This window comes from Salinibacterium sp. 10G20-15, from assembly GCF_057365065.1.
In genome coordinates this window covers 1,258,019-1,275,149 of record NZ_CP195118.1, presented here as the reverse complement: position 1 = coordinate 1,275,149, position 17,131 = coordinate 1,258,019, and the positions used below count along the sequence as shown (strand labels likewise).

Genomic DNA, 17,131 nt, shown 5'->3' with positions numbered 1-17,131 from the left:
TCAATGTGGTTGCGATGACGACGGCACTACCCAAAATGAGAGTACTGAAAGCTATTTCCATGTAGAAGCTTGGCGCCGTGTCTAAGGGACGCCAGACACTAAAAGCAAAAACTAGGAGCCCAATCCCGATTACACAAATTAGGGCTCCGACACCGCCCCAAACTCTGAGCGCGAGCGTTGGTTGCATTATGACCTCTTCCTCATCGCATTAATTACTGGCCCCAACATCCCACACCTCCAGTCACGAAAGCGTTGAGATATATAGCGTTCTTTGTGTAGCTCGCAGCTTGACAAACAGCAACTACGCCGACCCCCGCGGCGATAAGCCCGCCTACCGCAGCGGTGACTGCTGCTGCCGGGGCAGTAACACCGGCCGCAAGGAGCACTCCTGAGATTGCGAAAGCGCCGCCGCTGCCGAGACCTATAGCCGCCATAAGGAGTTTCGTGTCGCACGAGTTCAAAGCTGTCTGCCAACCCCAACCGTAGAAGCCCGTGTATCCGCGCTGACCAGTGCAAGCCGCCGCCGTGGCCGCCGAGCTTTCACGTGAACCAAGAGCGTCGTCTTGAGCCCTCGACGACAAGTCAGCAGGGCTGGAGAACGCCGCCGCATATTCTGCGACTGCTTCCGCCTCCACGCCTGCTGCGAGCGCTTGGTCGCTGTCGAAAGTTCCAGCCTCTCGGTCAGTCGCGGCTATCAGCTTGTAGATTGCATCCTCTTCATCTGCAGAGAGGGAGTTTTCCGAGTTGATCATGCCAGTTGGTGCTGCTTGTGAGATTTGAGATGGGCCCTCAAGGGCGCTGGCCGGGGACCCCAACAGCGAAACAGTTAGGGCAGTCGCTGTTCCCACAGCAGTCGCCAAACGGCGTTTGTTAAGTTTCATACATTCACTCCCTGACTACTTTCCGAGCTGACCCGACCCCAGATATACTTGGCCGCTCTGCCAGCTCTTCGCGTCCCCCTTGAGGGCTTTCCTCACCAACGTACCCCTGTCAGACTAGGCTGCCTACCCGTGTTCGGGTGGCTGAGTGCTGGCTCGGAAACCGACCGATCGGATTGACTTTCTGGATGGGTGAGGCAGCGCCATATGGCCCCACCCCGACAGCCGATCACCCAGTCCTGCGTGGATGGTCGGCATCCCGCAGGATCCGCCTTCTTACTCTCCCGCCATTGACTACCGATTACAGCAAATGGGCGACTCTCTCGTACGCTGTCGGTTGTCATTTTCTGAGTGCACTGGTTTGTTTAATTCCCCCGAGACTGCCTCTGAACCAATTGCCGTACGACCGGCGCGATAACTCAATTTCACCAGGCCGTCGGCAGGCGCCTACATCTCAACCTCAACCTCGGCCACGCTGTGGGCGGTCTTCAACACCCACCTCGGGTATCGCGACTACCTATAAACCGCACGGTCGGCCTCACCCGCCAGGCGGGACGCAACAGCGAGTTCACGGTGTCGGTGTCGGTCTCGGTCTCGGTCTCGGTCTCGGTCTCGGTGCGGGAATAGCTACTCAATCGCAGTGGAGGCTTGCCGCTAATGAGCGATGTGGAGACTCCGGCGGCGAAGAGCACTGGAGTGGCAGGATCGTTAACAGCAGAACCCCGGCCGTGTGACCGGTCCTCTCACGAGGACTACAGGGACGGATCCGGGGTGTTGAAAACAACGCTAAAGGCAAGCGGGTCAGTGGTCAACTCTCAGCAGTGGTCGTTCTATGAACAGCACTTTGCATCGGCGGGACTGCAGCATTACCTCGATGCATGCGAAGGTGATCCAGTTGCGGTAGCGAGGCTCTACGAGTGGAACGCTGCTGTCTCTGCTGCGCTCTGGGAATCCCTGAGCTTTCTCGAAGTCGGTCTGCGAAACGCCATTGACAGTGAATTGACGTCTATCCATGAGGGCAAAGGCCGGGCCGGGCACTGGATATTTGATGACGCCAAGGAGCTCGGCCGCGACCGTTTTGGGCCACGCCAGCACAAGCAGCCCTACAAAGATGTTGCGATCGCGATAGAGCGCGTCAGGCGCAACAACATGCCCGTGAGCACCGGGCAAATCATCTCCGAAATCTCATTCGGGTTTTGGCACCAAATGGTTTCGAAAAGCCAACTGTTCTTATGGCCGGATCTTGCCGGGGCGTTCCCCAACAGTCCCAACCGGGGCCAGAAAACCGTGCAAGAACCGGTAGCTCGCCTGCGTGACTTCCGAAACCGGATTGGTCACCATCATCGAATTTGGTCGATTGACCTCACCGCCCGTTATGACGACCTCCTCACCGTGGCGAGATACCTCGATGTGGATTTCGCGTCATGGATCGATGATCGATCACGCGTGGTTGAGCTTCTCGCACAGAAACCCTAAATCGGCGAAAACAGCACTGAGACAACCAGAGCGACCGTGTCGCAGCTTGAGTCGAGTCTTCCGTCCGAACGCCGTGTTTGAGCGCCAGTTCGGTGGTAGCTTCATCCGCATGACTCTGGAGCAACGGGTGCGGCTGCTAGAAGATCGAGCAGCCTTGGAAGACCTTGCAGCGTTGTACTGTCGCGGGGCCGACTCCCGGGACGCTGCGCTGTTCAGTTCGGTTTGGCATGAGGACGCAGTCTGGGATGTCGGCACACACGTCTTCTGCGGACGACCAGAGATCATGTCGGCGGTTGCACACCAGTGGGAGACATTCCGGAACATGCAGCATTGGACTTCTAACTCCCGCTACGACATCAACGGCGACCACGCCACGGGCGAGCACGATGTCGCCGCACTCACCACTCTCGCGGACGGATCCACTGTGCTGAGCGGGGGCCGCTACCGCGATGAATTCGAGCGGCGCGACGGCATCTGGGGCTTCACGAAACGCACCGCGAGCATCCTGACGACTGTCGCTCTTTCTGCGCCCGATCCGGCGAGCCCTGCCACCTAAGCTGAGGATCGTGATGAATGAAGTCAGCGCTGCGTATTCACTTCGGGCACAGGAATACGTCGAGCGGTTCGGATCGATGGATGCCGTGCATCCGCAAGATCGTCAGCTGGTCGAGGCGTGGGCCCGCGGCATCGAGCCCGGCAGCGGCGTCATTGATGCCGGTTGTGGTCCGGGCCAGTGGACGAATTTCCTCGCCGAGCTGGGGCTTGCGGCCCACGGTATCGACCTAGTGCCCGAGTTCATCGAGCGCGCTCGGCGCACCTACCCCGAAGTGGCCTTCGCGGCCGGGTCCCTCAACGATCTAAAAGTGCCAGACGATTCGGTAGCTGCTGTGCTCGCGTGGTTCTCCCTGATCCACCACGAGCCCACCGACATCCAGCTCCCCCTGCAAGAATTTCGCCGCGCGCTGCACCCCGGCGGCACCCTGCTTGTTGGTTTCTTCGAAGGACCCGTTGTTGAGCAGTTCGCGCACGCTGTCGCTCCCGCCTACCGATGGTCGGTGGATGCGCTCAGTGACGAGCTAAGCGCGGCGGGCTTCGACGTCGACACTTCGCAGGTCAGGCGTTCGCCGGGCGAGCGGTCCCAGGGAGCAATCGTTGCACTTGCCCGCGACGGGTCCTGACGAGGTTCCCGCAGGCCCGCCGTCACCGTGCGGCGGGTGAACGCATCCCGCCTTCACTCACTGCTGAATCCAGCGCACGAGCACTGAGAAGAACTGCGCAGGCCAACGCCGCGATGATGAGAAGGAGGATACCCAAACCCACCAGCAGATCGGATGCCGAGCTCGCGAGAATCGGAGCCGATCCGCCGCCCTCGGGCACACAAAATAGGCCCGGTGGCACCAGGCTCCGCACAATCTCCGGGCTCTGACTGAGCCCTGCTTTACCGAAAGCTTCGGCACATGCTCGCTCCACATCATCGGGGTAAACCGTAAGCGTGACTCCAAACACCCACAGGGGCAGCCCCAGTGATGCGCCCAAACCGAGAATTCCTGCGCCCGTGGTGTGCGCGGTACGAGCGCCCTCATTGGAAACGCCCGCCATCAACGCCACCGCGGCGATCAACCACAGGAGAGGGAAGAGCGCAAACATCACCCCGTAACTGCCGATTTGAGCGACGATGAGTGCAGTCGCGAACATAGCCGCCTCGATGCCAAGCAATGCGAGCTGCAGCCGGGAGGTCTTGTGGGCTTTGAGGAGCGCCATCGATTACACCTCCGTTATGAATCCCCATTATGACTACAATTTGAGCACCCGTCACCTACTAAACCGACTCAGCGCTGATCGCTCAGAAACAGAAACGGCTCATGCCCATCGCGATCTCACACTTCGTGGTGAATCTGATGACGAGCTCGCCCGCCGTCATCTTTCCCGCCTTGCAGATGACGGGCGTCATCCCTTCGTGAGTTGCGGCTCGATAGTGGTCATTCGCCGGGGAAGCGACGAGATTACCTGCTTCAATAGAGCATGACGATAACTCAGGCACAAGCGGATGTTCGCCGAATCTACCGGGGCGGCTACAGCGGTCCGCTGGTTTCGGCGATTCTGTGGGCCGCCGCAAACGCGGTCTACTTTCTTGTGTCGCCGGAGGCTGCAATGGTCACCCTCTTTTTCGGAGGCATGCTGATTTTTCCGCTCTCCGCCGTAGTCCTCAAACTGACACCGGGCGAGAGCGCACTTCCGAAGGGTCATCCCTCGATCGGGCTCGCGATGCAGTCAGCGTTCACAAATCCACTGGGGCTTCTCGTCGCGATTGCCTTAGGTGCCTACGCCCCCGAGTTGTTCTTCCCAGCCTCGCTGATCATCGTCGGCGCCCACTACCTCACTTTCATCTCGCTTTACGGGATGAAGTCGTTCGCGGCACTTGCTGGCGCGCTCGTTCTCGTGGGAACAATCGCCCTGTTCTTCGTCCCCGCGATCGCGCCGATTAGCGGCTGGATCGGAGCGGGAATATTCGCTGTCTTCGTGCCCGTTCTGTATCGGGCGGGGAAACCAACCGGACCTCAAGGTGACTAGCCCTCGAGAGCGCCCAGCGCTTGAGCCTTACCCCCGCGAGAATGCCGAAGCACGAGCGATCTGCTCGGGCGTCAGCGTGACGCCGGTGTAGCGAACGAACTGCGCCGCAGCCTGGAGTGCGATGACTTCGGCGCCCGCGATGACGAGCCTTCCGGCATCCCGAGCGGCCCGAATGAGCGGAGTTTCGGCCGGGAACGCCACCACATCGAACACCGTCTGCGCGGCGCGAATGTGGTCGGGCGTGAACGCGAGTTCGGTGGCGGCGTCGCCCGCCATCCCGAGCGGGGTGACGTTGACGATCACCGCGTGGCCGGGCTGCGGGTCGACGCTCACGGCGCGGTAGCCATACTTCGTGGCGAGCGCTTCGCCCGCCTCGATGTTGCGGGCGAGCACCGTCACGTCAGCAAAGTCGGCACCGTGGAAGGCAGCGACGACCGCTTTGGCCATGCCACCCGATCCGCGAACCAGCACCGACGAAGACGGGTCGAGCTGGTGGCGTGCGATCAGGTCGGCGACGGCCTCATAGTCGGTGTTGGATGCCGTGAGCACGCCGTCATTGTTCACGATCGTGTTCACCGACTCGATCGCTGCGGCCGAGTGCTCGACAACATCCACGAGCTCAAGCACTGCCTCTTTGAACGGCATCGAAACGGAACTACCCCGGATGCCCAGGCCACGGACTCCGGCGATGGCATCCTCAATGTTGCTGGTCGTGAAGGCTTTGTAGATGAAGTTCAGGCCGAGTTCTTCGTACAGATAGTTGTGGAACCGCGTCCCCAGGTTGGAGGGTCGTGCGGCCAGCGAAATGCACACGGTCATGTCTTTATTGAGGATCGGCATTGACCCATTATGGTCGCGGCGCGAACGACCCGGAATTGGACTTGCGTGTGGTTTTACCCCGAGGGGCGCTGCCTGCATCGGCTTGGGCGGTCGGCTGACCTGGCATTGATAACTCGTGGAGCATCGCGATGCGCTCGTTAAGCACAGTCGCCATCTTCTGCTGCTCCGAATCAGAAATCTCGTACTCGCTGGCAACCCGAGGCCACGACTCGGCAGCGGTCACCACGCGTGCAATGCGCTCTCGACTCTCAGCGGGGCTAAGGCCGCAGGCCGACGCAAGCTCCCGGAGGCCCGCGCCCTCATCGGCGGCAGAAATGGCGCCGGCGATCGATGTGGCACGCACCTCAGCTAGCGCAGGGTTGGGGTTGATGTCAAAAACCGGGCTCAGTCTCCAGCCGCCCGCGGTATCGACTAGTCCGTGGTTTCGCAGGTGATCATCGGTGTTGTGGAGGGCGACATTCAGCACTGCACGGTCGAACAGATCCAGCCGGTCTTTGGCGAGCGCGGCCGAGTGGTCAGCGAGCGTCTCAGCCAGCTCTATGTAGTCCCCTGACGCGCCATCCTGAACTTGCATCATCGTCATTGCACTCATGTAACCGATTCGGCCGGTGTCTGCCCGATCGAATCTTTGCACCAGGAGTACATGCCGCCCGCCGACCCTCACGAGTTCACGAGGGGGAACAGAAATGCCAGCACGCTCTGCCAGTTCGAGTGAAAGTGCTTCCCACGCCATCACATCCCACTCATCGTGGGCGTGCGGAAACTTCGCTATCGCAAGCGCACCATTGGCGAGCCGCACTGACGCTTTCGGGCGCGCACCACCAAGCGACGCGGTTCCCGCTGCAAGAAGCACTTTGTACGCGTCGGTACCGTCGCTATCTGCAGCGACGCTATCGCTTGCCCGCAGCAGAGCCGGAAGCTCGACAAGTTTCGGCACGTCGGCTCGCGGAGAGAGCATCTCCCTGCTCCCAACTTTCGAGAACTGCAGGGCACCCTGTCGGGTCTCGTCATTGACGCCCAAGAGGAAGTCAACCGCGTCGAAGGTTCGGGCAGTCCGTTTCTCTTCCGCAGCCAGCTGTCGCTCTCGACGCGTGAGAAGGTTTCGTCCCCACCTGTCGGGGGCACTGTCTCCGAACGCCCCCGGCATCCGTGGCACGTATTGGTTTCCTGAGAACAGCGGCAGACCCGGATCTATCGGTCGGTTCTTTCCGTCAGCGAGGTAGCTCGCTGCATACGTGAACGTGGTCGTGACCCTCTGGCGCTCGCGAGTGAAGTGCGCAACGCCTGCAACAACCGGCGCGCCCTCCCTGTTTACGTAAACTTCGACGTCAGTCATCGCACGCGCTTCCGATTCACGAGATCAGCGCGCGCACGACCAAGATCGGTGCGCAGAGGATCAGCCGCATCAACAATGCTGTCGAGGATGCCGAGAGCGCGCGCAACTTGGAACGCTGTTGCGAGTCGAACCGAGCCGTCGCCGCGTTCCAGCTTGCGCAAGGTGACGAGAGAGATGTCAGCGCGTTCGCACACCTGCTGGGCAGTGAGCCCCTGCACCATCCGCCATGCGCGCACAGAATCGCCGAATGTCTCCTGCTGCTTTTTGATGTTGTAGGCCACGAAACCTCCCTTAACGCCATAAAAGTATCATTAAACACGACTAACCGATACTTTTATGGCATTACTGAACTGTCTCCCTCAGGCCATAGCATTTGATTTCGTAACCAAGCATTGCAAGGCCTTGTTATGCAAGGTATTGTAAGCCCATGAGCAACGACGAGGACAAGATCCTCACCAACCTACGGAAGGGCGTACTCGAGTTCTCCGTTCTCGCTGCGCTGGCGAAGGAACGCGGCTATGGGCGCAACCTTGCGCACAGCTTGAGCGAACGAGGGCTGATCGCCAGCGAGGGAACGCTCTATCCGTTGCTTTCGCGACTTCGCACCACGGGGCTTGTTGACACAGAGTTGAGCGATCCAGCGGATGGGCGCCAACGGCGGTATTACACACTCACCCCTGCGGGCCGGGCCCGCCTGGACGGATTCCGAGCGGCCTGGGTTCCGCTTCGGGACACCGTTGACGAACTACTGGAGACGACGCCATGACACCCACCACCCTCCATGACCGCGCAGCCGAGCAGCGTGACTACGTGAAAGTTCTCAACAAAGAACTAGCCGTGCTGCCGCCAGCTTTGCGCGAGGACATCTTTCGAGACGTCAACGAACATCTCGAGGACGCCCAAGATGACCCGAGACCGTTTAGTGAATCCATCGGCGCCCCCAGCGATATCGCGCGATCGGGTCTAGAGCAAAACGACTTGACCGCCGGGAAAGTCGCCCGCCCGCCCGCATCGCTGCTTTCCAAACGCTTGCAACTGATTACCGCCGCCATCTACACGCCCCTGACGATTGTGGCCTTGCTGGGACTGACGCAAATCGTTCCTGTGGGTTTCAGGTTCTCGATTTTTCTTCAATTCATCCCGTTGTTCGTGCTGATAATCCCGCAGCTTTTCGCACGCTGGACCTCGTGGTGGCCAATTTCGCTATTCTGCACCGCCCTCTACGTGGGCTACTTCATCGCAGTCTTGAGCTTCGTCACGGTCTTTCGCGCTGCGGGATGGCCGACTTCTTTCCCCGCGGTTGTCATCCCGTTTCTGGTTGGCTGGCAGACGGTGCTCGTCATCCATGCGCCGGCGCTAGCGCTGCTTGTCGCTGCACTCGTGCGGGCGCCCGCGGTACTTCGGGCCGGGCGAGCTAAAACCACACGCGACTGAGCCGTCGTTAGGAGACTTTCTCCGCTGGTTTACGCTCGCCCGAGGAACCAATCGTGAACTTAATTCAAGCTAGGGAGCAATACCTAGTGTGACTAGCGATAACGAGATCATCCGGAGGTCGTGGGATAACCCTGCGGTCTTTGCTGAGATGTACGACCGCCATGCAACATCCGTCTATCGGTATGCGGCACGGCGAGCGGGCGTTGACACAGCGGATGACATCATGGCCGAAACTTTTCTGGTGGCGTTCGAGCGGCGAAACCGCTTCGATAGCGCCTTCGAGAGTGCTCTGCCGTGGTTACTCGGAATCGCGACAGTGCTGATCCGTAAACATCGGGGTTCTGAGGCGCGGTTTTTGCGTGCGGTCGTGGCTTCTGGGCCACCGGCGACGGTCGTTGAGAATCACGATGATCGCCTCGACGCGGACATCTCCGTTCGCGCTTTGGCGGGAGCGATTCGCAAGCTGCCTGCTCGCGACCGGGATGCGCTGCTGCTGTACGCGTGGGGCGACCTCGACTATGAGGGCGTTGCACTCGCCTTGAACATTCCCGTCGGGACTGTTCGGTCACGTCTCAATCGCGCGCGGCGAGTGCTGCGCCTATCCGCTGGCATCACGCCAGCACAGGAGGTGGATCGTGGACGAACTTCAACAGCTCCAAGCATTCGGTAAGAATGTTGCTGACCCGTCAGAAGGTGCTCTCAGCCGGGGCCGTCGTGGCTTGGTCGAACATATCGGGTCACGGCCGACGGCCCCCAAGTCGAGGTCTAGTAGACGCTTTGCACTGCTGAGTGGCACGACTGCCTTAGCCACCGGAGCGCTCGTGGCGACTCTGGTCTTCACGAACGTACTCGGATTGGCCGGCTGGCGCGGTGGGGCGGATGCCGCTGCCGCATCCGCCCTCAGCGACGCTGCGGCCGCAACTATCGAAACGTCCGATCCCGTAGTCGGGCCGGGCCAGTATCTGAAGATCGATACAGAGGCGGTCTACGTGATCCAGGCGCAGAATGCGGACTGGGAAAACATCGCCTATTTGGAAACCCAGAATGGCCAGGTGTACATTCCCGCAGATTACGGCGACGACTGGGTGTGGGTTCGCGAGCCGAGCGAGGCGATCAAGGTTTTTGGCGTTGGCTTCGAGGACGAAGTTGAAGAATGGGCAGCAGAACAGGGGTCGGTCGAAGAAGTAATTCGTGCCTCCGAGGGGCGGTTCTATAACGGGGAGCCCAAAGATCTGGGTCTCGCTGAACTGCCGCGTGACCCTCAGCAGCTCCTCAATTACGTCTACCGTGTTACCGCGGGTCAAGGACCTGGTGTCGATTACCAGGCGTTTGATTTCATCTCGGCGACTCTGCGCACGGGGGCGGTTCCCGCAGAGCTGCGCGCCGCACTCTACCGTGCTGTTGCCGGGATTCCCGGTGTCGAAATCACCGAGGAGGCAGCGACGCTCAATGGGCGCACGGGCATGGCTTTTGGTATCGAAGACAAAAATGGCTATCTGCATGAAATCGTCATCGACCCCGAGACGGGCCTGCTGATTGGCGAACGCCTGATTCAACTTTTCGACAGCAAGCTCGTGCCCGTCTTTGCGGGAGAAGTTGTCGGGTGGACAGCGGTGACATCCAGTGTGGTCGACTCCGCACCAGTCGGGGGAAGCGTGTGCGGTAACGGTCGCCCGGTTGGCGGCCTCGGCAGCGGGGAGTGCGACGACCGTGGATGATCGCTAACCCAGCGACTCGTAGCTGCCCCTAGATCTGCCAGTTTCTGCGACTGGCCCGCACGAAGAGCACGATTCCGATAAGGGGAAGCACTAGGTAGGGGAGCAAGATAATCACGTGCCATCCACCCAGGCCCGAGAAGGGAACCAGGGGGTTCACTCCCTCGCTCACAGTTGAGGTCTGCATCGCGTTGACAATCGCGTTCGCACCGCCGAACACCACTGACGCCGCCAGCGGAGTCAGCCAAGCGATGATCTTCTCTCGTCGCGACCACGCCACCGAGAACGACACCAGAACCAACCCGATAAGCGGGCCAATGATGGGGACCACAAACGTGCCGACTATCAATAGCAATACTGCGGTGATCGGAAGCGCTCGACTGGGCACCGGCTCTGTTTGTGGCGCGGCCGGCGATGCGCTTGGCGGGACATCATCGGCTGTGGCGGCTTTCGCTTCGGCTGCGATGAAAGCAGGGTCGCCAAGGTCTTTGATCCGTGCGGCCGCCGCGTCGGTGTCGAGTCCATCGAGTTCTTCGTGGATGCCCGCCACAATCTCTGCGCGCACGTCGGGTCGCACGCCCGAGAGGTTCGTCTCGAGCTGTGCGAGATAGTCGCGGGTGACGAGTGGGGTGTCGTTGGTCACTGTGTTTCCTTTTCCACGAATTGAAGAACGGTCGCCGCAAACGGCTCCCACTGGAGACGGAATGCTTCGAGTTGCGCTGACCCTTGAGAGGTCAATTGGTAGTACTTGCGCACCGGCCCCGAGGCAGAAGCCTCGTCATAGGTCGTGACGAGCCCTTGGCTGCGCAGCCGCGAAAGCATCGGATAGAGCGTGCCGATGCTCGCGATCATGTGCGCGGAAACCAGCCGTTCTGAGAGCTGCCAGCCGTACATCGGCTCGCGCGAAAGCAAGCCAAGCACGCAGTATTCGACCACGCCCTTTCGGAGTTGAGTGCCCACATCCGCTGTCATGCATTACACGCTAGCTTGCATCGCACGCTAATTCAAGGCGCTGACGGTCGTAGGTGCATTTTTCCCGAGTACTTGTCATTAATCGCGCGCTAGCGGACGATGAGAACATGCATTTCGCCGGAGTTCTTCCCGAAGACGCGCCTGACCCACGGGTGCAGCATGCTGAGCGGCTGGAACGGATGCCAGTTCCGGTGATCGAGTTCACGACACAACCCTCATTAGAAGTGACGGATGTTGGCGTCAGCTTCGCTACCGACAGCGACGGCTATTCCTCCATGACCGCCAGCATCTCAGCCACCCTGTGGCGAAATCCTGTCAACAAGGCTGACCCCGCAAACCTTGCTGAGCTTGATGACAGAACTCGCCGCGCAATCGCAGAGGTGCCACCATTGCCACGGCCGGAATGGTTGATCGAGCGGGTCGACATGATGCGGTATCCGTCGCTGTGGGAAGCGGTGCAGACGCATTGGCACCGAGAAGAATCAAAGCTGAGCGCCCCCGGCTTCCTCCTCAACCAACACGCCAACTACATCCTCATGAATCAATTCCGCGAAGAACTCGGACTCAGCGCGCACGACGGGGAGGCGCCAACACGCTTGCCAGAGCGCAGGATCACGCGACCGATTGACGTCGCGATCGACGGAGAGATGGTGCCTGGCGTCGAGATCGACACCGATCCTTTTGTGTACGCGGTGGGGGCGAAACTCGCGAGCGGCGGCACACTCACCGCCGTGGTTGCCCGCGAGCAGCTCCCGTTCATCACGCTGGAGTTCGCCAGTCGCAACCCGCAGAAATGAGAAAGATGAGATTCCGCAGCATGCTCGCGCCTAAGCTGCTGCCATGACGACCCTGACGTTCCGCGCAGCAACGACCGAAGACATCCCCGCCCTGGTTGTGCTGGTCACGTCGGCCTATCGGGGCGACGCTAGCCGCACCGGATGGACGAGCGAAGCCGACTTGATCGATGGCGAGCGCATCGACGCCGTAGCGTTGGAAGCGGATCTATCGCGGGACCGTTCGATCATCCTGCTGGCAGAGCGCGTCGACCAGCTTGTGGCCTGCGCCCACGTGGCGGATGTCGACGGCGAAGGCTACTTCGGGATGTTCGCGGTCGATCCCGCTCAGCAGGGCAGCGGTCTCGGATCCGTGGTGCTCGCCGAGGCCGAGAACTACGCGGCTCGCGAGTGGGGCGTCACCGTGATGCAGATGACAGTGATCGATGTTCGGGAAGAACTCATCGCGTTTTACGAACGCCGCGGCTACGTGCGCACCGGAATAACGAAGCCATTCCCGTATGGCGATGAGCGCGTCGGCACCCCGCGGCGCGACGACCTGCAGTTTGAAGTTCTCACCAAGACGCTCGGAACAGCAGGGCAGCATCCAGAGTCGAGCAACGCTGCGACTACTGCTGCCGCTGCCGGAAGCGATGCCCAGTGAAGCGCGCCATCGTCTGGTTTTCCGTGATCGGCGGCCTCGGGCTGATCACCGCGGTTGCACTCATTGTGATGGAGGGCGTGAACTACCGCCTCCGCGAAGAGCAAGGACTCGACCCGATCTGGGCCGCGGACTGGGTCGCCGCTGCGACCGTTGCGGGGTTCGCGCTCTTCGCCATTTCAGTGGTCGCGCTGATAGCCCTCGCCATCAGCTCCGGCCAGAAACCGATCGACGAAATCCCCGAATAGGCGCACGCGATGCGCTTCGGACGCATCCGCAACTACGAGGTGGGGCCCTCCGAATCGCACTGCGGCTCGAGGGTGGACTTGATCTTGCGACTGACCGAGGCCAGAGCATCCTGCTCGTCCGGGGTCAGCACTTCGAAGAAGTGCGTGCGCACAAACTCGGTATAGCCGGATGCTGCCTGCCGCACGGCTTCGAGACCCGCGGCGGTGATCTGCACGTCTAGGCCGCGCGCATCCGAGGGGCAGCTTGTGCGCTCAAGGAGGCCGCGGGCTTCCATCCGCTTGAGCAAGTGAGAGAGTCGGCTGCGATCCCAGCCCAGGGACAATCCGAGGTCGCGGGCGCGAACGAGAGTGTCCGATTGTTCGGCGTGCTCGGCGAGAGCTGTGAGCACCGCGTGCTCCGGGCCGGAGAGCTGTGCATCCTGCACCAGCTGCTTATCGAGAGACGAAACTAGCTGCTGCGTTGCGCTCACAAAACCGCGCCACACGGCGTTTTCGCGGTCATCCATTTCTCGTGCGTTCGTCACGACAGCCTCTTTTCATCACTCGCAAGATTTAGTTTGACACTTTATTGTTGATATGACAACATCTTTAGTGACACGTCAACAAAACTCGTCCTAAGGGGATACAGCATGACCAAGATTGCGATCATCACGGGCGCCAGCCGCCCCGGCAGCGTCAACCAGTCCGTAGCCGAATGGGTTCTCGCCCAGGTTTCGACCCGCGACGACGCTGAGTTCGAACTCGTCAACATTGCCGACTTCGACCTCCCGATGCTCGACGAGCCCTACCCCGCGGCGTACCAGAACTACCAAAACGACCACACCAAGGCGTGGTCAGCCAAGATCAGCGAGTTCGACGGCTTCATCTTCGTAGCCCACGAGTACAACCACAGCGCCGGCCCCGTTCTCGTGAACGCCCTGTCGTACCTGAACGCTGAGTTCAACAACAAGGCCGCCGGCTTCGTCTCCTACGGTTCGATGGGTGGCGTTCGCGCCGTCGAGCACCTGCGCGGAGTGCTCTCTGAACTTCAGGTCGCTCACGTGCAGCGCTCCGTCATGTTCTCGCTGTTCACCGACTTCGAAAACTTCAGCGTCTTCGCACCGACCGAGCAGAACGCCGGCACGCTCGCCCCGATGGTCGACCAGCTCACCGCCTGGACCCGCGGAATGGCATCCGTTCGCACCGAGCAGCTGGCCACCGCCGCCGCCTAAGCTCACGCACACCCCCTCAAACGGCTTTCCGGGATAACCGGGAGGCCGTTTGTGCGTTCGGGGTCGCTGCCGGAGGTTGCGGTCGGCCATCGTGACCAACCATCGCGGCCGACCATCGCGACCGGGGACCGAAGCCGGCGAACTCTGCGCCAAACTACTCCGCGATAATCTCCAGCGCGACGCCCTCACACGCAGTGCACGCGAGTTCAGCAAGTGCTCCGGCACGCACGGCATCGCCGGTAGCGTGACTCGCATCCGTCGAGATAACGACACGACCGACGCTATTGACGAGGGTCACTTTGTCGCCGAGTGCGGCAAGCTTCGGCAGCAGTTGCCGCTCGACCGAATCGATCAGCAAATCGAGGCCAGCGACGCCGACGAACGTGCCATCAATGTGCACGGGAGCAGCGATTGTGATCGTGTATTCGTCGCTGCAGAGGTAGTCGACGTAGGGCCCGGCAACGTGGCCACGGCCGGTCTCCATTGGCACGCGGAACCACTCAAGCTCGCTGTAATCGATGTGCTCTTTATTCACCGACTGCGCGGCCAAAAGCAGGCGCTTGGGGTCATCGCCCTGCCACCACGAAAGGTGGTTACGCTCATCCGTCAGCAGTCCGACTGCCGCAATAAACCCGGCGCCGTAGATGTGAACATCGGGCAGCGCAACCGTCGCGAGAGCGTGCGGTTCGACCAGCGCATCAAGCCGCTGAGACGAGAGCGGGCCGAGACTTCCGGATGCCGCGAGCTCAGTGCCGAGCTGGGTTGCGGTGGCTTCGAGGCTGGCAATCGGGGCGCTGAAATACTGCGAGACGATGGCCGCCGCGCGAGCTGCTGTGCTCGTGCTCGTTACTGTCGTCATCGCTGCGCCGCGCTCTGGCTGGTAATCATCGGGTGCCGCCTACTCTGACTGATCCTGTTCGTGGCATCCTATGCACCAGATGCCCCGCACCGCTAGTTCACCGTGATTGGGACTGTAGATTGATGAGGGCGTTGATCACGGCATCCACCATGCGTTCGGTGGCCGCAACGGCTTCGTGGTCATCGCCGGCTTCAACGGCATCCACCACACTGGCCAGCAGCACGGGTTGAGCCCGACGGGATGTCTCATCCACGTCGATCAGGCGAAGCATCGGCGACATCTCGGCCTGCAATCGCATCTGTTCCCGCGTGAGGCGAGCCGATTGGCTGAGCGCGACGAGTTCGATCTGCGCATCGTCGAGGGTGCTGCGCCACTGTTCGAGATCTGACTCGTCGAGACGACCCAGGCGTGAACGCACTTGCTGCACTTCGGAGGGCACCGCTCGGCGCGCAGCCAAGCGAACGCACGCAGCCGTGATGGCGGCATAGTGGGCGCCCAGATCACGAAGGGCGACGCGGGATGTTGCCGCCAACGAGGTGCGCGCGTGAGCTACCGGGTCGGCTGAGTCCGCCACGAAGCTGCCGCCATTGCGACCGCGACGAGTCACCACGAGACCCTGGCTGCGCAAAGCCAACAGGGATTCGCGCACGGTTGTTGGCGCTACGCCGAAGCTTCGAGCGAGGTCGTTTTCAGAGGGAAGACGCTCCCCCGCCCGTAGATGGCCGCCCGTAATTGCACTGGCGAGACGGCGTTCCACGAGCTCGGCGCGACCGGCATCACCGATCGACTGAAAGAGCGCACCCTGCAAGCGGCCAGGCCTCGAGGCATCGCGAGAGCGTGCGGTGTCATCGGCGACCACCGCACTTTTTCGCGGCGCGTCTGCCGAGTCGGTCGAGTGCATTGCTCAATTCTCGCACCGATCACCTGAGCCGTTGCCCTTTTGTGACGATTTGGACACACGCTTGAAATATGAACTCTGGTTCTATAGGTTTACTCTCACTCAGAGATCACCGTCGTTCCAAGGAGTCCTTCGTGCACGCGTCCGCTCAGCAAGCCCCGTCCGAAACGGATTCCGCTCCCGCGCCCGGTGCCGTCAGCCTCGCCGGTGTTTCCAAGACCTTCGGTGACTTCACCGCCGTCGAAGCCCTCGACCTCGACGTGAAGCCCGGCGAGTTTCTCTCGATGCTCGGCCCCTCCGGCTCGGGCAAGACCACCGTGTTGCGGATGATCGCAGGCTTCGAGAACGTCACGAGCGGCAACATCCACCTCAGCGGAGTCGACGTCACCCAGGTCCCGCCCCACGCCCGCCAGGTCAACACGGTCTTTCAGGATTACGCGCTGTTCCCGCACTTCACGATCGCCGAGAACGTGGGCTACGGCCTGCGCGTTGCCGGCGTCAGCCGCGCCGAACGGGCAACCCAGGTCGGCGTCGCGCTCGAGCAGGTTCGCCTCTCGGCCGTGGCCGACCGTCTGCCCCACCAGCTCTCGGGTGGCCAACGCCAGCGCATCGCCCTGGCTCGCGCGCTCATCCTGCGGCCCCAAGTGTTGCTGCTCGATGAGCCGCTCGGCGCCCTCGACAAGCAACTGCGCGAAGAAATGCAGATCGAGCTCAAACAGATTCAGCGCGAAGTCGGCATCACGTTCATCTTCGTCACCCACGACCAAGAAGAAGCCCTCACCCTGAGCGATCGCGTTGCCGTCTTCAACAACGGCCGGGTCGAGCAGGTCGGCACCGCCCGCGAAGTCTACGAATTCCCGGCCACCGAATTTGTCGCGAAGTTCCTCGGGCTCTCCAACCTCATCCCCGCCGAACTGTCTGCGGATGGCGTGCAATCGAGCGTGCGCCCCGAACGTGTGCGCCTGCTCACCGCCGACACCGCGGCGAGCGCCGGAACCGTCTCCCTGCTCGGCACGGTGTCAGAAACCGTCTACACCGGACCAACCACGCGCTTTCTTGTCGACACCGAATCGGGTGTGCGCGTGATTGCCGAACGAGCCAACGACCATCACCCCTCCGCCGAATCCGCCTTCGGGCGCGGCGACCGGGTGCGCGTCGAATGGACCACCGATCACGCCTCGCAGATCGGCTAACAGATCACCCCTGCAACACCGGCGATTCCGGCACAACCGGGCCAGCCACAACACACGCAGCACACG

23 protein-coding genes are annotated in these 17,131 nt (G+C 61.3%); 13 read left to right on the top strand and 10 right to left on the bottom strand.

All coding sequences use genetic code 11. The features are described from left to right. Positions 1 to 212: 212 nt before the first annotated feature. Positions 213 to 881 (bottom strand): hypothetical protein, encoded by a 669-nt coding sequence (locus ACR3YK_RS06150; RefSeq protein WP_486176321.1) that lies wholly within the window; start codon positions 879 to 881, stop codon positions 213 to 215. Between the two features lie 654 nt (positions 882 to 1,535). Here ACR3YK_RS06150 and ACR3YK_RS06145 point away from each other — a divergent pair. Genes ACR3YK_RS06145 through ACR3YK_RS06135 form a run of 3 tightly spaced genes read left to right on the top strand, consistent with a single transcriptional unit; the run spans position 1,536 to position 3,532 of the window. After that, positions 1,536 to 2,354 carry a hypothetical protein gene (locus ACR3YK_RS06145; protein WP_486176320.1) on the top strand — a complete coding sequence of 273 codons (819 nt, stop codon included), beginning with the start codon at positions 1,536 to 1,538 and terminating at the stop codon, positions 2,352 to 2,354. Further along, positions 2,254 to 2,910, top strand: coding sequence for a nuclear transport factor 2 family protein (locus ACR3YK_RS06140; RefSeq protein WP_486176319.1), 657 nt, complete (start codon positions 2,254 to 2,256; stop codon positions 2,908 to 2,910). Before ACR3YK_RS06145 ends, ACR3YK_RS06140 begins: the two co-directional genes overlap by 101 nt. A gap of 13 nt (positions 2,911 to 2,923) precedes the next feature. Then, positions 2,924 to 3,532 carry a class I SAM-dependent methyltransferase gene (locus ACR3YK_RS06135; RefSeq protein ID WP_486176318.1) on the top strand — a complete coding sequence of 203 codons (609 nt, stop codon included), beginning with the start codon at positions 2,924 to 2,926 and terminating at the stop codon, positions 3,530 to 3,532. 22 nt (positions 3,533 to 3,554) lie between these two features. On the opposite strand, the gene ACR3YK_RS06130 is transcribed toward ACR3YK_RS06135, so the two are convergent. Then, positions 3,555 to 4,115: a hypothetical protein gene (locus ACR3YK_RS06130; protein ID WP_486176317.1), complete on the bottom strand. Its 561-nt coding sequence runs from the start codon at positions 4,113 to 4,115 to the stop codon at positions 3,555 to 3,557. A 261-nt stretch (positions 4,116 to 4,376) separates the two neighbouring features. On the opposite strand from ACR3YK_RS06130, the gene ACR3YK_RS06125 reads away from it, so the two are divergent. Then, positions 4,377 to 4,925: a DUF7010 family protein gene (locus ACR3YK_RS06125; protein ID WP_486176316.1), complete on the top strand. Its 549-nt coding sequence runs from the start codon at positions 4,377 to 4,379 to the stop codon at positions 4,923 to 4,925. Between the two features lie 27 nt (positions 4,926 to 4,952). On the opposite strand, the gene ACR3YK_RS06120 is transcribed toward ACR3YK_RS06125, so the two are convergent. Genes ACR3YK_RS06120 through ACR3YK_RS06110 form a run of 3 tightly spaced genes read right to left on the bottom strand, consistent with a single transcriptional unit; the run spans position 4,953 to position 7,382 of the window. Next, positions 4,953 to 5,765 carry a shikimate 5-dehydrogenase gene (locus tag ACR3YK_RS06120; protein ID WP_486176315.1) on the bottom strand — a complete coding sequence of 271 codons (813 nt, stop codon included), beginning with the start codon at positions 5,763 to 5,765 and terminating at the stop codon, positions 4,953 to 4,955. Positions 5,766 to 5,772: 7 nt separating this feature from the next. Next, positions 5,773 to 7,101: a type II toxin-antitoxin system HipA family toxin gene (locus tag ACR3YK_RS06115; RefSeq protein ID WP_486176314.1), complete on the bottom strand. Its 1,329-nt coding sequence runs from the start codon at positions 7,099 to 7,101 to the stop codon at positions 5,773 to 5,775. Beyond that, on the bottom strand, positions 7,098 to 7,382 hold the full coding sequence (locus tag ACR3YK_RS06110) for a helix-turn-helix domain-containing protein (protein ID WP_486176313.1): 285 nt from the start codon (positions 7,380 to 7,382) through the stop codon (positions 7,098 to 7,100). Before ACR3YK_RS06110 ends, ACR3YK_RS06115 begins: the two co-directional genes overlap by 4 nt. 146 nt (positions 7,383 to 7,528) lie before the next feature. Between ACR3YK_RS06110 and ACR3YK_RS06105 the strand changes: the two genes are divergently transcribed. The 4 genes from ACR3YK_RS06105 (at position 7,529) to ACR3YK_RS06090 (ending at position 10,253) form a co-directional block, all read left to right on the top strand. After that, a complete protein-coding gene (locus ACR3YK_RS06105; RefSeq protein WP_341618939.1) occupies positions 7,529 to 7,867 on the top strand; it encodes a PadR family transcriptional regulator in 339 nt (112 codons plus the stop codon). Further along, entirely contained in the window at positions 7,864 to 8,535 is a 672-nt protein-coding gene (locus tag ACR3YK_RS06100) for a DUF1700 domain-containing protein (RefSeq protein ID WP_486176312.1), read from the top strand. The genes ACR3YK_RS06105 and ACR3YK_RS06100 overlap by 4 nt, the downstream gene beginning before the upstream one ends. A gap of 88 nt (positions 8,536 to 8,623) precedes the next feature. Further along, positions 8,624 to 9,205: an RNA polymerase sigma factor gene (locus ACR3YK_RS06095; RefSeq protein WP_486176311.1), complete on the top strand. Its 582-nt coding sequence runs from the start codon at positions 8,624 to 8,626 to the stop codon at positions 9,203 to 9,205. Further along, on the top strand, positions 9,171 to 10,253 hold the full coding sequence (locus tag ACR3YK_RS06090; RefSeq protein WP_486176310.1) for a CU044_5270 family protein: 1,083 nt from the start codon (positions 9,171 to 9,173) through the stop codon (positions 10,251 to 10,253). Before ACR3YK_RS06095 ends, ACR3YK_RS06090 begins: the two co-directional genes overlap by 35 nt. A gap of 28 nt (positions 10,254 to 10,281) precedes the next feature. Here the strand turns inward: ACR3YK_RS06090 and ACR3YK_RS06085 are convergent, their stop codons facing one another. Together ACR3YK_RS06085 and ACR3YK_RS06080 are read right to left on the bottom strand one after the other, a co-directional pair. Then, entirely contained in the window at positions 10,282 to 10,893 is a 612-nt protein-coding gene (locus tag ACR3YK_RS06085) for an HAAS signaling domain-containing protein (protein ID WP_486176309.1), read from the bottom strand. Beyond that, positions 10,890 to 11,222, bottom strand: coding sequence for a PadR family transcriptional regulator (locus ACR3YK_RS06080; protein ID WP_486176308.1), 333 nt, complete (start codon positions 11,220 to 11,222; stop codon positions 10,890 to 10,892). Before ACR3YK_RS06080 ends, ACR3YK_RS06085 begins: the two co-directional genes overlap by 4 nt. Positions 11,223 to 11,329: 107 nt before the next feature. On the opposite strand from ACR3YK_RS06080, the gene ACR3YK_RS06075 reads away from it, so the two are divergent. The 3 genes from ACR3YK_RS06075 to ACR3YK_RS06065 are packed head-to-tail and all read left to right on the top strand — an operon-like array spanning position 11,330 to position 12,904. Next, the gene (locus ACR3YK_RS06075) at positions 11,330 to 12,019 is read left to right on the top strand and encodes a hypothetical protein (RefSeq protein WP_486176307.1); all 690 of its coding nucleotides are present in this window, start codon (positions 11,330 to 11,332) and stop codon (positions 12,017 to 12,019) included. Positions 12,020 to 12,062: 43 nt separating this feature from the next. Continuing rightward, positions 12,063 to 12,659 carry a GNAT family N-acetyltransferase gene (locus ACR3YK_RS06070; protein ID WP_486176306.1) on the top strand — a complete coding sequence of 199 codons (597 nt, stop codon included), beginning with the start codon at positions 12,063 to 12,065 and terminating at the stop codon, positions 12,657 to 12,659. Beyond that, positions 12,656 to 12,904, top strand: coding sequence for a hypothetical protein (locus tag ACR3YK_RS06065; protein WP_486176305.1), 249 nt, complete (start codon positions 12,656 to 12,658; stop codon positions 12,902 to 12,904). Before ACR3YK_RS06070 ends, ACR3YK_RS06065 begins: the two co-directional genes overlap by 4 nt. Positions 12,905 to 12,936: 32 nt before the next feature. Here ACR3YK_RS06065 and ACR3YK_RS06060 read toward each other — a convergent pair whose 3' ends face one another. Next, positions 12,937 to 13,428, bottom strand: a complete 492-nt coding sequence (locus ACR3YK_RS06060; RefSeq protein WP_486176304.1) for a MarR family winged helix-turn-helix transcriptional regulator — start codon at positions 13,426 to 13,428, stop codon at positions 12,937 to 12,939. 105 nt (positions 13,429 to 13,533) lie between these two features. On the opposite strand from ACR3YK_RS06060, the gene ACR3YK_RS06055 reads away from it, so the two are divergent. After that, a complete protein-coding gene (locus ACR3YK_RS06055) occupies positions 13,534 to 14,115 on the top strand; it encodes an NADPH-dependent FMN reductase (protein WP_486176303.1) in 582 nt (193 codons plus the stop codon). A 154-nt stretch (positions 14,116 to 14,269) separates the two neighbouring features. Here the strand turns inward: ACR3YK_RS06055 and ACR3YK_RS06050 are convergent, their stop codons facing one another. Continuing rightward, entirely contained in the window at positions 14,270 to 14,974 is a 705-nt protein-coding gene (locus ACR3YK_RS06050) for a cache domain-containing protein (RefSeq protein ID WP_486176302.1), read from the bottom strand. Positions 14,975 to 15,071: 97 nt separating this feature from the next. Further along, on the bottom strand, positions 15,072 to 15,875 hold the full coding sequence (locus tag ACR3YK_RS06045) for a FadR/GntR family transcriptional regulator (protein ID WP_486176301.1): 804 nt from the start codon (positions 15,873 to 15,875) through the stop codon (positions 15,072 to 15,074). Positions 15,876 to 16,006: 131 nt separating this feature from the next. On the opposite strand from ACR3YK_RS06045, the gene ACR3YK_RS06040 reads away from it, so the two are divergent. After that, positions 16,007 to 17,065: an ABC transporter ATP-binding protein gene (locus tag ACR3YK_RS06040; protein WP_486176300.1), complete on the top strand. Its 1,059-nt coding sequence runs from the start codon at positions 16,007 to 16,009 to the stop codon at positions 17,063 to 17,065. Positions 17,066 to 17,131 lie beyond the last annotated feature (66 nt).